This is a genomic window from Rothia koreensis, from assembly GCF_052232265.1.
GTDB classification, from domain to species: Bacteria; Actinomycetota; Actinomycetes; order Actinomycetales; family Micrococcaceae; genus Rothia; species Rothia koreensis.
Genome location: NZ_CP197643.1, coordinates 1068891 through 1083161, shown reverse-complemented (window position 1 = coordinate 1083161; position 14271 = coordinate 1068891). Strand labels below are relative to the sequence as shown.

12 protein-coding genes are annotated in these 14271 nt (G+C 65.0%); 1 reads left to right on the top strand and 11 read right to left on the bottom strand.

Translation table 11 applies throughout. From position 1 onward, the window contains the following. Positions 1–5: 5 nt before the first annotated feature. The 7 genes from ACTSLZ_RS04680 to ACTSLZ_RS04650 form a co-directional block, all read right to left on the bottom strand. Complete coding sequence (locus ACTSLZ_RS04680) at positions 6–974, bottom strand: RNase H family protein (protein ID WP_443095877.1); 969 nt, start codon at positions 972–974, stop codon at positions 6–8. A gap of 10 nt (positions 975–984) precedes the next feature. Next, a complete protein-coding gene (locus tag ACTSLZ_RS04675; protein ID WP_443095876.1) occupies positions 985–2169 on the bottom strand; it encodes an isochorismate synthase in 1185 nt (394 codons plus the stop codon). A 73-nt stretch (positions 2170–2242) separates the two neighbouring features. Then, on the bottom strand, positions 2243–3379 hold the full coding sequence (rlmC, locus tag ACTSLZ_RS04670) for a 23S rRNA (uracil(747)-C(5))-methyltransferase RlmC (RefSeq protein ID WP_443095875.1): 1137 nt from the start codon (positions 3377–3379) through the stop codon (positions 2243–2245). 62 nt (positions 3380–3441) lie between these two features. Beyond that, positions 3442–4659: an MFS transporter gene (locus ACTSLZ_RS04665; protein WP_443095874.1), complete on the bottom strand. Its 1218-nt coding sequence runs from the start codon at positions 4657–4659 to the stop codon at positions 3442–3444. A 230-nt stretch (positions 4660–4889) separates the two neighbouring features. Next, entirely contained in the window at positions 4890–6527 is a 1638-nt protein-coding gene (groL, locus tag ACTSLZ_RS04660) for a chaperonin GroEL (protein ID WP_129314880.1), read from the bottom strand. Between the two features lie 390 nt (positions 6528–6917). Next, positions 6918–7646 (bottom strand): LytR C-terminal domain-containing protein, encoded by a 729-nt coding sequence (locus ACTSLZ_RS04655; protein ID WP_443095873.1) that lies wholly within the window; start codon positions 7644–7646, stop codon positions 6918–6920. A gap of 106 nt (positions 7647–7752) precedes the next feature. Further along, a complete protein-coding gene (locus tag ACTSLZ_RS04650) occupies positions 7753–7965 on the bottom strand; it encodes a DUF3263 domain-containing protein (protein WP_238692323.1) in 213 nt (70 codons plus the stop codon). Between the two features lie 49 nt (positions 7966–8014). Between ACTSLZ_RS04650 and ACTSLZ_RS04645 the strand changes: the two genes are divergently transcribed. Beyond that, a complete protein-coding gene (locus ACTSLZ_RS04645) occupies positions 8015–8695 on the top strand; it encodes a uracil-DNA glycosylase (RefSeq protein ID WP_443095872.1) in 681 nt (226 codons plus the stop codon). A gap of 18 nt (positions 8696–8713) precedes the next feature. On the opposite strand, the gene ACTSLZ_RS04640 is transcribed toward ACTSLZ_RS04645, so the two are convergent. From ACTSLZ_RS04640 to ptsP, 4 genes are all read right to left on the bottom strand, one after another. Continuing rightward, positions 8714–10822, bottom strand: a complete 2109-nt coding sequence (locus tag ACTSLZ_RS04640) for a threonine/serine ThrE exporter family protein (RefSeq protein ID WP_443095871.1) — start codon at positions 10820–10822, stop codon at positions 8714–8716. 79 nt (positions 10823–10901) lie between these two features. After that, positions 10902–12014, bottom strand: a complete 1113-nt coding sequence (locus ACTSLZ_RS04635) for a lipid II:glycine glycyltransferase FemX (RefSeq protein ID WP_443095870.1) — start codon at positions 12012–12014, stop codon at positions 10902–10904. A 206-nt stretch (positions 12015–12220) separates the two neighbouring features. Next, on the bottom strand, positions 12221–12499 hold the full coding sequence (locus tag ACTSLZ_RS04630; protein WP_129314870.1) for an HPr family phosphocarrier protein: 279 nt from the start codon (positions 12497–12499) through the stop codon (positions 12221–12223). A gap of 64 nt (positions 12500–12563) precedes the next feature. Continuing rightward, positions 12564–14261 (bottom strand): phosphoenolpyruvate--protein phosphotransferase, encoded by a 1698-nt coding sequence (gene ptsP / locus ACTSLZ_RS04625; protein ID WP_443095869.1) that lies wholly within the window; start codon positions 14259–14261, stop codon positions 12564–12566. Positions 14262–14271: the final 10 nt, after the last annotated feature.

Below are 14271 nucleotides of genomic sequence, written 5' to 3'. Positions count from 1 at the left end.
ACGGCTCAGAGCTCGAGGGTGTCCTGACGCATCGCCAGTGTCCAGGAGCCATGGGTGGTTCGGGTCCAGAGACTTGACCGAACCGCCGGCCCACGCGCCGTCCGGACGTTGCTGACGACCAGCCCGGTGTCGTCCGAGACCGCGTGGGACCGGACGAGATCCGGATCCCCATCGAGCGCGAAGGCCTGTTCCGGATAGTTGATGGCGGCCGTTTTGTCGGCCAGTCGGCCCTTGGCCGTGACCCACACGAGGTCCTCTGCGAGCAGCGGCGCGAGACGTTGGGCGTCGGCCCAGGTCTCGCGGTCGCTCAGGAGCTTCTCGTGCTCGACGGCGGCCTGCGCAGATTTCTCCTGCGGGCGGGAGGGATGGTCCCCCGCTTCCGTGGACGCGTCGTCTGCGCCCGCGGGTTCGTCCCCGGCGCCCCCGGCACCGGGGACGAACCCCGGCCCCGTCTCCGGGTCCTGGCCGTTCTGGAACGCGGTGGCCGCGGCCCGGGCGCGTTCGTCCGCGGCCTCGTTGAGATGATGACCGGCGTGGCCCTTGACCCATTCGAATTCGTACGTGCGCCCGGCCAGGGCTCGATCGAGCTCTTCCAGCAGGTCCCTGTTCAGAACGGGTTTGCCGTCCTTCTTCTTCCAGCCCTTCGCTTTCCAACCGGGCATCCATTGGGTGATGCAATTGATGACGTATTTGCTGTCGCACAGGATCCGCAGTGGTCTGTTCGGACGGTCTGCCGTGGCCTGCAAGAGGGCGAGAACGGCTTTCAGCTCCCCCATGTTGTTGGTCCCGTGGGGCCAGCCACCGGCCTGCCAGGACCCTTCGTCCACGTACCAGGCCCACCCCGCGGGTCCCGGATTCCCGAGAGCCGAGCCATCGGCGGCGGCCACGATCACGGCGTCGTCGGCACCTCGCGGCGATGCCTCGCCGGTCTCGTCGTCGCCCGTCGGGTCCGTGATCGCGCCTTGTGTGCTCATTGTCCCCACTTTACCGAGAGACGGCTGCGACATCGTCGAGGTCCAGGCCGAGGGCGGCCAGGAACGTCGAGAGCTTCACGGCTGTCTCGTGGTGTTCGTTCTGAGGCGTGGACCCGGAGACGATTCCGGCTCCTGCGCAGAGAGTTGCACGCCCCTCTCCCACTCGACCGCCCCTGAGATTGAGAGCCCATTCGCCGTTGCCGTGCTGGTCCATCCAGCCCACGAGGCCTCCGTAGAATCCCCTTTCGTAGGGTTCGACCTCTCGGATGAGGTCCAACGCCTCGTTCCGGGGCATCCCGCAGATCGCGGGGGTCGGGTGCACGGCCCGGGCCGCGTCCAATGCCGTCACGCCCGGCCGCAGTGTCCCGCTCATGGCCGTCCCGAGATGCCACAGCTGGGGCGTGGCCAACAGGGTCGGGGCAGGCGGAACCGTCAACGAGGCGCACAGCGGCCCCAAGCGTGCCGCGATGTCGTCCACCACGGTTGCGTGCTCCGCCCGGTCCTTCGCGGACCGCAACAGGGCTTCTCCCGCTTGGGCGTCCTCGGTCGGGCCGTCCGCCGTACGCCGTGCCGACGATCCCGCCAACGGGTGGGTCGAACACCGACTGTCTTCGACCCCGACCACGAGTTCGGGACTCGCCCCCATCACGTACTCCCCCGTCGAGGGGTTTCGGACGGAAAAAACATACGCGGTCGAGTACAGCGCGAGGAGATTTCTGTACACGGCTTCGGGGTCGATGGTCTGGGCGTCGTAACAGAGGTCCAAAGCCCTGGACAGGACGACCTTGTCCAGTGTCCCCTCGTGGATCCGGGCCACGGCCAACGCCACGGCGTCGCGATATATTTGGCTGTCGAGCCCGTGGGCTGCCGTCGGTCGGGCGACGTCGAACGGGGGCAGAGGGCTCTCGTTCCTTGTCGTCCATGCGGCGTGTTCGGGCACGAACAGCAGCGGCTCGCCCTCCGGGTCAAAGGGCAGCATGCCGACGACGACCGATTCGTGCTCCGCCGCGGCCTGAGCGGCCCGGCCCTCGGACACGCGTTCGCGGACGCCCGAAGCTTCGAGAGTCCCGCGCCCCGTGGACAACGCGAAATCGGGCATGCCGCTCTCGGTCCCCCGCACGGCGGATTCGTTGGGGACGGCACTGGGGGCAGCGGCCCCCACTGCTTCGGCGCCGCGCGCGTCCGTCCAGTTCATCGTCGTCCTTCCTCTTCCGCGGCCTCCGTGCCACGGTGTTCCGTGTATTCCGCCGGATCAACCAGCCGTACCGTCAGTTGACCCGCTCGAGCAGAACCATCGTCTCGTAGTGGTTGGTCTGGGGGAACATGTCGAACATCTTCGCTTCCCGGGGCCTGAACGACGACAACGCACGCAGATCCTTGACCAGCGAACGAGCATTGCAGCTCGAGTACATGAGAGTGCTCGTCGCGCTCGCCGCGATCCATTCCGTCATTGCCGGTCCCAGACCTCGCCGGGGCGGATTGACCATCATCATGTCTGGGCTCTCGGCAGAGCCTGCGGCAAATGCTCGGGCGTCGGCGTCGTCGAAGGTCACATTGTTCAGCCCGGCCTCCGCCGCGCTGGCCTTGGCCGCCTGAATGGCCTGGGCACTGATCTCCACTCCGCGAACCGTGCTCCGAGGACCGAGCCGCCGTGCCGCGTGGAGAGCGAATCCTCCGACGCCGCAGTACAGGTCCCATACCCTGTCCGGCCCCCGTTGGGCGGCCCAGGCCGCAGCTTGCTCGTACATTCCCGCCGCAATCCGCGAATTGGTCTGGAAGAAACCTTGTGGCCTGAGGTTCAGTGTGAGCCCGTTGAGCCGCATCGGCAGCAACTGCTCGTCCGTGAGCGGCACTTCTTCCTCGCCTTCGACGAGAGCTTTGTGTTCGCGCAGAATGTTCGCACTGACCACTCGGACGTGCGGAAGAGCGTGCCGCAGGTCTGCCATGGCGCGGCGTATCGGGACCACCAGCTTCTTGCTCCGCAGTACGAAGCGGATCATGACCTCCCCGTCGGGTGAAACCGTCACCAAGATGTTCTTGAGCTCACCCCGCCGCGAAGGCACGTCGTAGGGCGTCAGGCCGTGGGACCGAATGAGGGCTTTGAGGACGGGCATGCATTGCAGGACCGGCTCGGGGTAGAGCCCGCACTCGGACAGGTCGATGCCGCGCCCTCCTCGGTCGAGGATTCCCAGCATCGGCCGGTCCACGGTACCCGAAACGACCATCTTGGCCTTGTTCCTGAAACCGGATTCGGCGCTCCCCATGGGGGCTGGCCAATCGACTCCCTCGAATTCGGCCAACAATGTCTCGACGTGATTCTGTTTGTCCTGAAGTTGGGTGCGGTACGGGACCCCCATCAGGGAACAGGACCGGCAGGCGCCGGCGTCGAAATCATCGCATTGCATGGTGACCCCATGGTATCCCGCGAAACCGAGTCCCCGGCTCCGGGTCAGAGGTCGGCTCCGGGTCAGAGGTCGGCACTCGTGGCTCCTTGTCGCGAATACCGGAGCGCTTTCTCCCCTGCCGACCCCAGGAGCAGTGCGCAGGTCAGCCAGATGGCTCCGGCGGGTCCCACGGGCGCGACGACGGCGCCGGCCACCAGCGGGATGAGGACCTGCCCCACCCTGTTGCCGGTCAGGCGAACCGCGAGCGCAGGAGATCTCCATGTGGTCGGAACGGATTTGATGATCATCGTCATCGTCAGAGGCTGTGCGAGTCCGATGAAGAAGCCCCCGATCAGGAGCAGCACGAGGGCCGCGGGAATCACGGACATGACGGGTGGTACGGCGGCGACCGTGAGGGAACCCAGCACGAGGGAAACCAGCACCAGTTGTGTCCTGTTCCACCGGGCGGACAGGACGGAGATCATCGATCGGGACACGATCGAGGCCAGGCTGCGGGCGGCCAGGAGGATACCGACCCAGACGGGAGCGACGCCGTGCTGTTCGCCGACGAGCGGAAGGAAGGAGGTCAGGATGTCCATGATCGAGAGCATGGCCAAGGACGCCAGGATGTGTGAGGCGACTCCGGGTGTCCGCAGGATCCTCGTGGTGGTGGCCTTCGAGGCGGGCTCCGTTGTCTCCGGGGCGTCCCCTGTGTCGGCAGCCTGTGACGGCGAGGCCCCGGTCTGGGCCCGCGAGGTGGTCTTCACCACGGGAAGGAGCATGAAAACAATCGAGACCAGGGCGCACCCGGCACCGATCCACGAGGCGATCGCAATGTCATTGAGCCTCTGTGCTTCGCTCGGGTCGGCGTGGAGCCCCAGAACCCAGCCACCGATCAGCGGCCCGACGAGCTGACCGGCAGACAGCCCCGCGGTAGTCCAGCCGAATCCCTGGTCCAGGCCGGGGTCGGACGCGTACCTGGAGACCGCTGACTGTGAGCCGATTTGGGAGACGAGGTGCCCCATGCCGAAGACGAGACTGGCGCACGCGATGGTTCCCACGCCATCGACGACGGCGAGCATCGCGGTGCCTACCGCGATGAGGAGTCCGCCCCCGAGCACAAGGAGCCTCAATCTTTTGATCCTCTGGGCCAGCCGTCCCATGGCGATCGCGGCAAATACGGGGACAATCGCGTAAGCAGAGGTCACCAGACCAATCGTGAATGGTGGCGCGCCGAGGGCTATGAGCTTGTAGCTCATCTGCGGCCTGGCGATGTTGAGGCCCGTTTGGGAGAAGAACATGAAGGCACCAGCGCCCACAACCAGGCCTTGCTCTTCGTGTTCCCCACCCGTCGTCCCAACTCCTCGAAGGATTTTTTCCGGTTGCCCACCTTACTCCGACCGGCCGAACATGACGCATCGACGTCATTCTCACGCCCCGGTAGGCCCGGAATGCAACAGAAAGGCCCCGCACGAGTCGAACTCGTGCGGGGCTTCGGAGGCTGCCGGGCATGTGCCCGGAGGGCCGATGACTACATCATGCCGCCCATGCCGCCCATTCCGTCCATGCCCTCGGCACCGGCACCGCCGGCGTTCTTCTCGGGCTTGTCGGCGACGACGGCCTCGGTGGTCAGGAACAGTCCGGCAATGGATGCAGCGTTCTGCAGTGCCGAGCGGGTCACCTTGACCGGGTCGTTGATGCCCGCGGTCATGAGGTCCTCGTAGTCCCCGGTTGCAGCGTTCAGGCCGTAGCCCTGCTCGAGTCCACGAACCTTGTCCGCCACGACTCCGGGCTCGAGGCCGGCGTTCGTTGCGATCTGCTTGAGCGGAGCGTCCACGGCCACCTTGACGATGTTCGCGCCAGTAGCTTCGTCCCCTTCAAGGCTGAGGGAATCGAAAGCACGAACACCGGCCTGGATGAGTGCCACGCCGCCGCCGGAGACGATGCCTTCTTCCACTGCCGCCTTGGCGTTGCGGACTGCATCCTCGATGCGGTGCTTGCGCTCCTTGAGCTCGACCTCGGTCGCGGCACCAGCCTTGAGCACGGCCACACCGCCGGCAAGCTTCGCCAGGCGCTCCTGCAGCTTCTCACGGTCGTAGTCCGAATCGGTGTTGGCGATCTCGGCGCGGATCTGGGCCACACGGCCCTCGATCTCCTCGGCGGAACCCGCGCCATCGACGATCGTGGTCTCGTCCTTGGTCACGACCACCTTGCGGGCCTGGCCCAGCAGGTCGAGGGTTGCGGTCTCGAGGGAGAGACCAACCTCTTCGGTGATGACCTGGCCGCCGGTCAGGACGGCGATATCGGCCAGCTGAGCCTTGCGACGGTCGCCGAAGCCCGGTGCCTTGACGGCCGCGGACTTGATGGAGCCGCGCATCTTGTTCAGGACCAGGAGTGCCAGGGCCTCGCCCTCGACGTCCTCGGCAATGATCAGCAGCGGCTTGCCGGACTGCATGACCTTCTCCAGCACGGGGACCAGGTCCTTCACGTTGGAGATCTTGGAGTTGACGATGAGGATGTAGGGATCCTCGAGGACCGCTTCCTGGCGGTCGGCGTCGGTCACGAAGTAACCGGAGAGGAAGCCCTTGTCGAAGCGCATACCTTCGGTCAGCTCGAGGTCGAGCCCGAAGGTGTTCGACTCCTCGACAGTGATGACGCCTTCCTTGCCGACCTTCTCCATCGCCTGCGCGATGAGCTTGCCGATCTCGGGGTCACCGGCCGAGATCGAAGCGGTGGCCGCGATCTCTTCCTCGGTCTCGATCTCCTTGGCGGAGGAGAGCAATTCCTTGGTCACGGCCTCGACGGCCTTTTCGATGCCGCGCTTGAGAGACAGCGGATCCGCGCCTGCCGCAACGTTGCGGAGGCCCTCGCGGACCAGGGCCTGGGCCAGGACGGTCGCGGTGGTCGTGCCGTCACCCGCGATGTCGTCGGTCTTCTTGGCGACTTCCTTGACGAGCTCGGCGCCGATCTTCTCGTACGCATCTTCCAGCTCGATCTCACGTGCGATGGAAACGCCGTCGTTGGTGATCGTGGGGGCACCCCACTTTTTCTCCAGCACAACGTTGCGACCGCGGGGCCCAAGCGTGACCTTGACCGCGTCGGCAAGGGTGTTCAGGCCCTTCTCGAGTCCGCGCCGTGCCTCTTCATCAAAAGCAATCAGTTTTGCCATGGTGGCTTACGTCCCTCCTGGACGGTAGACGGATACATCAGCCACGGTGCCCGCGACGGACGGCTGGTGACCAGACCACGCTCTGGGCGACCTGCTCCCACACCTCACCGTGGTGACTGTGTCTTTGCCCATCGATCCGCGACGCCTGCCGCCCGGCCGACAATCGGCCGGCCCAAGCGACGTGTTTAGCAGTCGAGGTGGATGAGTGCTAAGTCCAATCTTGGCACTCGGCGACGGAGAGTGCAAACGTTCTCCACAGACGGCAACGGCTCTTCGCTCACAGCACATCCGTAGGATCGGCCGCCGCAAGCACCGCTCGCCGTCCCTCCGATGCGTCGTGCCGATAGCAGGAACGCAAGCGGCCACGAGGTGCCGAACCGTGACGATCTACTACTGGCCCGGAATCCCGGAGTCCTGACCGATACCGCTGCCGTCTTGGCCCGCTGTCCCGGAGTCCTGGCCCAGTCCTCCGGAATCCTGGCCCAATCCTCCGGCGTCCTGTCCCGCGCTTCCGGCCCCCTGGTCGGCGTTCTCGCCGCCCTGGCCGGATTCCGCGGAGGTTCCGCCGTCATCTGAGAGAACGACCACGACGTCGTAGCCGGAGTCGGTAGCCGGTTTGACGTTGTCGATGTCCAGCTTGTCGGCTACCGCTTTGGCCTGGTCCTCATGGCCGTCGGTGAAGAAGACCACGGTGGCCTCCTGGGAGGGGCCGTCCCAGTTGCTGACATCGGAGACCTTCCAACCGGCGTCGGTCAGGGTCGACGCGGCATTGGTCGCCGTGCCTTCCGCCGCGCCTTGGTTGTACACCGCGAGCGACGTCGAAGAATCGGGTTCGGTCTCGGACGAATCCGCGTTTTCCCCGCCCTTCGAGGATGAAGAGTCCGAGGAAGAGTGACTGCTCGAGGACGACTTCGTGGCGCTCGCCGACTCGGGCGAGGCAAGTTTCGGGGAGAGCAGGAAGAACACGCCGCCCAGAACGAGCGCGCAGACGCCGGCGACGATCAGGGCCGCGAGATGCTTGTAGCCGCGAGTTTTCTCGGGCACCTCGCCGCGGTATGCGCCGCGCCGTGGCGAGTCCGCGGGGACGTCGTCGAATTCATCGTGTTCGTACTCGGCCATCAGTGTCCTCGTCGTTTTCGGGGTTGCGTACGCTCGGCCGCGCATCGGTCAAGCATCCACAATATCCGGCCCGGCTGGTCAAATTCTGCACGTGCAACGAAGATCGTCAGAGATCCCGCCGTTGCCTGAGTCTCCGGGTCAGCGCCGGCTCCTCCCGAATGGCGCGCACATCGTCGATCAGGCGGTTGAGGCGCATGTAGTATTCGGTCGCCGGCATGTCGAGTTCCCGGCGCACGGCACGCTCCTTGGCGCCCGGATACCTCCAGGTTCTCTTCTCCATCTCAAGGATGGCGCGCTCGGCTTCGGTCAGGGACTCCACGAGGATAGTCTAGGGACCACCGTCGTCGTACACGAACCAGGGAGCAACTGTGGGCGCTCAGCCGCTGTCCGAGATCATGGCCTGTGACTGGGCCGAGGCCCTCGAACCCGTCGAGCCGACGATTCGACGCATGGGCGATTTCCTGCGGGCCGAGCATTCCGCGGGGCACCGCACCTTTCCGGCTGCCGGCCAGGTGTTCCGCGCTTTCCAGGAGCCCATGGATTCGGTCAAGGTCCTCATCATCGGTCAGGATCCGTACCCGACACCGGGTCATGCGATGGGGCTCTCCTTCTCCGTCCAGCCCCACGTGCGTCCGTTGCCCCGCTCCTTGGGAAATATCTACAAGGAGCTGGAAGCGGACCTCGGAATCCCACCCGCCCGGCACGGGGACCTGACCGCGTGGTCGCGCCAGGGAGTCATGCTCCTCAACCGGTGCCTTTCGGTGCGCGAGGGCGAGGCCGGTTCCCACAGGAACCAGGGATGGGAATCCGTCACCGACGCCGCCATCCAAGCTCTGGGCGCACGCCACAAGCCTCTCGTCGCGATCCTGTGGGGCAGGGACGCCCGGAACGCGGGTGCCCAACTGGGTCCGGACGTACCGAAGATCGAGTCCGTGCACCCTTCTCCCCTGTCCGCATCCAGAGGTTTCTTCGGATCGCGGCCCTTCAGCACGGCCAACCAGCATCTGGAGTCCCTGGGGCTCGAACCGGTCGATTGGCGCATCCAGTAACTCTCGACGACGCCGGCTTCAGTTGCCCAGCGGCTCCGGCTGTTGTCTCCTCCTACGGACAAGCCTTCGCCTGACTTGCGGATCCTTGCTCATCAGTGGACGCATCAGATAATTGCCGAGGACGACTGCCGCGGCCATGGACATGATGATCGCCCCGGCGTTGAGCATGGGGATGATCCCGGTGACCGGGTCGATATTGACCGTCAGCGTGTACATCCCACGGAAAATGGTCAGTCCGGGGAGCAAGAACGTCAGCCCGGGAACGGCGATGACGACCTGCGGGATGACCCGACGCTGTGCAATGAGCGCGGACGCGGAGCCCACGCCGATCGCGCCGAGCATCGAGATCATGCGTCCGCCCGCACCGAGCCAACCGAACAGGTGGTAAACCATCAGGCCACAGAAAGCGCTGAATACCCCGTAGAGAATATGTTCGGGTTTCACCTGGACCGTCACGGCGATCAGAGCGGTAGCAATGAGCATGAAGATGATATTCACCAACGGTTGCGCTCCGGAGAAGATCACGCTGTCCACCTTGATCTCCTCGAATCCGGCATAGCTGGTGATCGAGATGGCGATCGCGATGCCGACGATCAGCCCGAGGAACGACAACCCCGTGGCGACCAGCCTCCCGGCCGAGGTCACGGGGAACCCGTTGATCGCGTCCTGAATGGTCGAGACCAGGGTCAGCGTGGGCAGGAGCATAATCAGCCCGGACGCGACAATGTGTGGTGGCGAAATGGGGGCACCGATGGCCCACAGCGCCATCGCGATGAGCGTGACCACGGCGGAACACGCGGCCATGGTGAAGAAGGAAGGAATCCTCCACGAAGCCAGTTTCCCAGCAATCACCTGGACGAGCGCGAACGTCACGAAGGAGACGATGGCGCCAGGCCAGGTGCCGCCGATACCGATCGTCAGGACCGCGGCCGCGAGAGAGTTGCAGAGGCTCACCAGCCAGCGCGGATAAGGCTTGGGCTTGGACAGGATACGGTTGAGCCGCGCTTCCGCCTCGGACCGGGACAGTTCACCGTTGGTGATCGTCTTGACCAGGCGGTGGGTCTCGGTCAGCCCGGCGTAATTGTCGGACCAGGACCGGACCACACGAACCACGGTGTGGCTGAAGACGCCGCCATTCTCGTCCGTCGCTTCATTCGCATCCGAGTGGATTCCGTACTCGGAGATGTAGTTGATGATCACCGACTGGTTGGTGATGTCGATGTCGACGTCCTCGACGCCGTAGGTCGCGCACGTCGCGACGATGGCCGTCTCGACGTCGCGGGAATCGGCGCCGAAGTGGAACATGGTCTCCGCCATGCGCAACGCGAAATTGAGCGTTTTGCGGGCCTCGGTATTCTCCTTGCGGCGTCGAGGGTTGGCGAAGGGCGAGTTCGCGAGTCTTTCGACCACCCTCATGGGGGCCGTGGGCAAGTTTTCGGAGCGCATCATCCGACGCAAGCCGATGCCGCGTCGGGGCTGAGACGGCCGGGCGGTCGGAGCCTCGGCGGAAGGATAGCTGGCACGAGCTATCGGTTGTTCCGCGGGTGCCGCCTGCATGCCCGCCGCATAACTGCCGGTCAGGTCTTGGGTATTGCGGAAGACATCCTGCGGGGCGGTCCTGGTGGCGGCGATCCGCTCGGCGTCCTGGACCCCGGATCCCTGGGTCGCGGCGCCCAAGCTGCTGATGTCGGTCTCGGGCTGGGGGTTCTCCTCAGAGTACGCGGTGGATCCCGTTCGGCCGCCGGCCGATGCCGAGCTGTGGTCGGCCCCGGACTCGCCGTGCTCCGGTCGTCCGAGGATCTCCGCGAGCCGTTCGTCCCGGATCTGGGACCTGCTGACGGCGGGGAACCCCGTCGACTGCTGTTCGGCGCGAGTCGGCGGTCCCGTCAGGGGTTCCTCGCCGTACTCCCCTTCAGAGTCGAGAAGACCCGTCGTGGATGCGGCAGGCTGCTCGGCCGTTGTGCTGTCGGGAGCGATGGGGGCCGTGTGACTTCCGGAGAACGGATCCGTGTAGATGTCTTCTGCGACGTCGGGGCCGAATGGGTCGGCTTCGGACCCGGACTCGTGCGGCAAGTCCGCGGAAGGGTAGGCACCCGAAAGGTGCTGCTCCCCTTGCCCTTCGCTCATCTTCCCTCCTAGGCACATGACTCACTTCGACGCTACCGAGCGCCCCTGAGAATCGGTTCGCGAGAACCTGAGGGTCGGCTCAGTAGAAAGGCTGCTTGGTACGGCGCCACCAGATCTGGCGCACAACGCGTTCGACCACGGAGACCCAGGCCTTGTACGCGGTCGGGTTCAGGACCTGGTCGTAGACACCGACGAAGTCGATCACCGTCTTCGTGAAGCTGGTCTTGAACAGTCCCAACCCGTAGTAACCGTGTTCCTTGTTCTTGAGCTCCGCCTTGGGCGGCGTCCCACAGAAGTCGTATTCCTCGATCCCGTAATCGGTCATGAGGTCCGTCAGCGCGATCCACTGCACCAAGTGCGAGTCCCCGTACTGACGACGACGCGGCTTGGACCCGCCGTCCTTGTAGGTGCCCTTGCGCCCGTAACGAATGACGAAGGCGCCGACGGACGGTTCGCCGTCCTCATAGGTGAAGTAGAGGCGTCCCTGTCCGGCGCGGGCGAAGGTGGTCCAGAACTGCTTGTAGTACTCGAAGGACCTCAGGTTCACGTTCGCGTTGCCCTGGCCGACCGTGTCCATCAGGGAGAACATCTTCTTCATGTTCTCCTCCGTGAGTTCGACCTGTTCGACTTCTGCCCCTTCACGCTTGGCGCGGCGCACGGCGTTCCGCCCGCGGGAGTGCAGGGACTTGAGCACCGTCTCCTCGTCCGCGTCCGTGCGAAGAATCGCCGTGGAGTCATTGGGCTGGATGTTGAACTGCTTGACCAGGCCGGCACGGTGGAGGAACGCGCTGCGAGATTCGGAATCCTCGATGTCCGGTTCGATCTTGATGGCGAAGACCTTCAGGCCGTTGGACCGAACGAACTCCCGGTTGGCCTCCATGATCGCGGGGATGTCCTCGATGTCGGTGACGTCCGGTCCCTTGATCATGTACCAGATCTTGCCCAGGAGAGGAACGCTTTTCTCGAGGACGAGGTTGTAGCTGGAAACCTCTCGCTCCTCGACGTCGTTCCCCTCGCCGACTTCGGTCACGCCCTCGTAGACCATGAACACGGGCTTCCACCCGTGAGCGGACTTGACCGAGGCAAAGGACGCGGACTGGAGAAGGTTGCCACCGTTGGGGTTGGAGGTGACGTGGTCATCCCAGTTGTCGATTTCCTGATCGGTCGCGAATCGAGCGGTGAAGTGTCGCAAAGAATCCTCATCTGCCGTGCGCGGAGGTATTGCCCCACGCCATGGTTGGTTTTCCCGCGCCGCGGGCTGGTCTCCACCAGTTTACGGCGGAGTTTCGGAAAGTCCTCACACAAAGGCCCGAGATCGTCGTCTTCTGTGGACAACGAACTCGGGCTCAATGCTGGGCCGGGGCGGCTCGAGGCGTCGAGCACCTCGGCCGTCGCCGACTATTCGGCGTCGTGATCCGTTTCGAGAATCTTGACCAGGCTGTCCAGGGCCTCGTCAGCGCCCTCGCCCTCGGCTCGCAGGACAACCTTGTCGCCGTGCTTGGCACCCAGGGACATGAGGGACAGGATCGACGACGCGTCCATTGCCTCATCAGCCGACTCGCCCTCGGCGGCGATGGTGACCTCGACGGGAAGGTCGCCAGCAGCCTCGGCAAAAATCGCAGCCGGTCGAGCGTGGAGGCCGACTCGGCTGGCGATGGTGGCGATACGTTCTGCCATGATTGTTCTCCTTGATTATGTGGTCAGGCGGGGCGTCGGAACGTCCCTTGAGATGCCGGACTGATTACAGACCGAGGTCATCAAGGATGGGCAGCTCCGCGCGAGCCACATCCTTTGTCTCTTCAGCAGATCGCGCGCCCAAGGCCTTGGATGCAATCTGTTGTGCTTGTTCCAGCGTAACGGATTTCAAGACGGCGGCGACGGCGGGCAAGGAACGGGTATTCATGGAAAGCGCTTTGACTCCCATCCCGACCAGAACCACGGCCAACGCCGGATCGGCCGCGGCCTCGCCGCAGACCGACACCGTTTTCTCCCGGCCGGTCGTTTTTTCGGCCCGCTGGGCGCCTTCGACGGTGAGCCGAATCATTTCCAGGACCGCCGGCTGCCACGGGTTGTTCAGCTCGGCCAATGCCCCGAGCAGGCGGTCCGCGGCCATCGTGTACTGCGTGAGGTCGTTCGTTCCCATCGAGACGAAGTCCACCTCCTGGAGGATCGCCTCCGCCGTCACGGCGGCCGATGGGGTCTCGACCATGACGCCGTGCACGTCGAGGCCGACCTCATCGAGCATAACCGCAAAGTCCTTGGCTTCCGGGGCCGTGGAAATCATCGGAGCCATGACCCAGACGTCGGCGCTGGACTCCTTCGCGGCGGCCGAGATCGCCTCGAGCTGGCGTTTCAGGACGCCCGGAGTCGTCCAATCCGTCCGGTACCCGCGGACGCCCAGGGCCGGGTTGGGTTCGGAGGCGTCCGTGAGGAAGGGCAGAGGCTTGTCCGCACCCGCGTCCAGCGTCCGTACGACGACGTGTTGCCCCGGGAAAGCGTCGAAAACGGCTTTGTACTCGACCTTCTGTTCCTCGACCGAGGGTTCTTCCTCCCTGTTCAGGAACGCGAATTCGGTCCGGAAGAGGCCGATACCCTGGGCCCGGTTCTCCGCCGCGGTCAGTGCCGCCTTGCCGTTGCCGACATTGGAGTACAGCGGGATACCTGTTCCGTCCGCAAGGACACCCGCGCCGTCGAACTCCGGAATCGCCTTGCGGTTCGCGTACTTCTCGGCCAAATGCTTTTCGGCGTCTCCGGGTTCGACGACGATGGTCCCGTCGGTTGCGTCCACGTAGACGACCGTGCCTTCCGGAACCTCGGTTGCACCGTTGGCGGCCACGATGGCGGGAAGGCCCAGGTCCCTGGCGAGGATCGCGGTGTGGGCCTGGGGCCCGCCCTCGGAGGTCACCAACGCAATGACCTTTTCGGGGTCGAGCGTTGCGGTGTCGGCCGGGGCCAGATCTTCCGCAATCAGGATGAAGGCGTCCTCGGACTCGGGGATCCCGGGTGCGGGCTCACCGGTCAGTTCCGCCACGATGCGCGCCCTGACGTCCAGGATGTCGGTCACCCGCTGGGCCATGTAGCCACCCAAGGCCTTCATCTGCTCCGCGTACAGGCCTGCCGCTTCCCAGATCGCGCGCTCGGGGGTGTAGTTCTTGCCGGTCACGAGCTTGCTCGCGCTCTTCAGCAACGCCTTGTCCCCGGCCATGAGAGCCGTGGACTTCAGAACCGCGGCGGCATTGCCCGAGGTCCGCCCGGAACGCTCCTTGAGGTTCTCCTTGACGGAGGCGGCCGCCTGCTGGAGACGTTCGACCGCTTCCTCGGGCGACTGGTCGTCGCCGAGGGTGGATCCGGGCGTCGGCTCCTGAATGGGTTCGGGCATCTGCAGCACGGGGCCGATGACCCGCCCGGCGGAAACGCCTACTCCGGTGAGTTTCTTCATCGCTATCAGT

Coding starts and splice junctions, on each gene's coding strand:
- ACTSLZ_RS04680 (WP_443095877.1), bottom strand. CDS start 974: ATGAGCACACAAGGCGCGATCACGGACCCGACGGGCGACGACGAGACC.
- ACTSLZ_RS04675 (WP_443095876.1), bottom strand. CDS start 2,169: ATGAACTGGACGGACGCGCGCGGCGCCGAAGCAGTGGGGGCCGCTGCC.
- rlmC (WP_443095875.1), bottom strand. CDS start 3,379: ATGCAATGCGATGATTTCGACGCCGGCGCCTGCCGGTCCTGTTCCCTG.
- ACTSLZ_RS04665 (WP_443095874.1), bottom strand. CDS start 4,659: ATGTTCTTCTCCCAAACGGGCCTCAACATCGCCAGGCCGCAGATGAGC.
- groL (WP_129314880.1), bottom strand. CDS start 6,527: ATGGCAAAACTGATTGCTTTTGATGAAGAGGCACGGCGCGGACTCGAG.
- ACTSLZ_RS04655 (WP_443095873.1), bottom strand. CDS start 7,646: ATGGCCGAGTACGAACACGATGAATTCGACGACGTCCCCGCGGACTCG.
- ACTSLZ_RS04640 (WP_443095871.1), bottom strand. CDS start 10,822: ATGAGCGAAGGGCAAGGGGAGCAGCACCTTTCGGGTGCCTACCCTTCC.
- ACTSLZ_RS04630 (WP_129314870.1), bottom strand. CDS start 12,499: ATGGCAGAACGTATCGCCACCATCGCCAGCCGAGTCGGCCTCCACGCT.
- ptsP (WP_443095869.1), bottom strand. CDS start 14,261: ATGAAGAAACTCACCGGAGTAGGCGTTTCCGCCGGGCGGGTCATCGGC.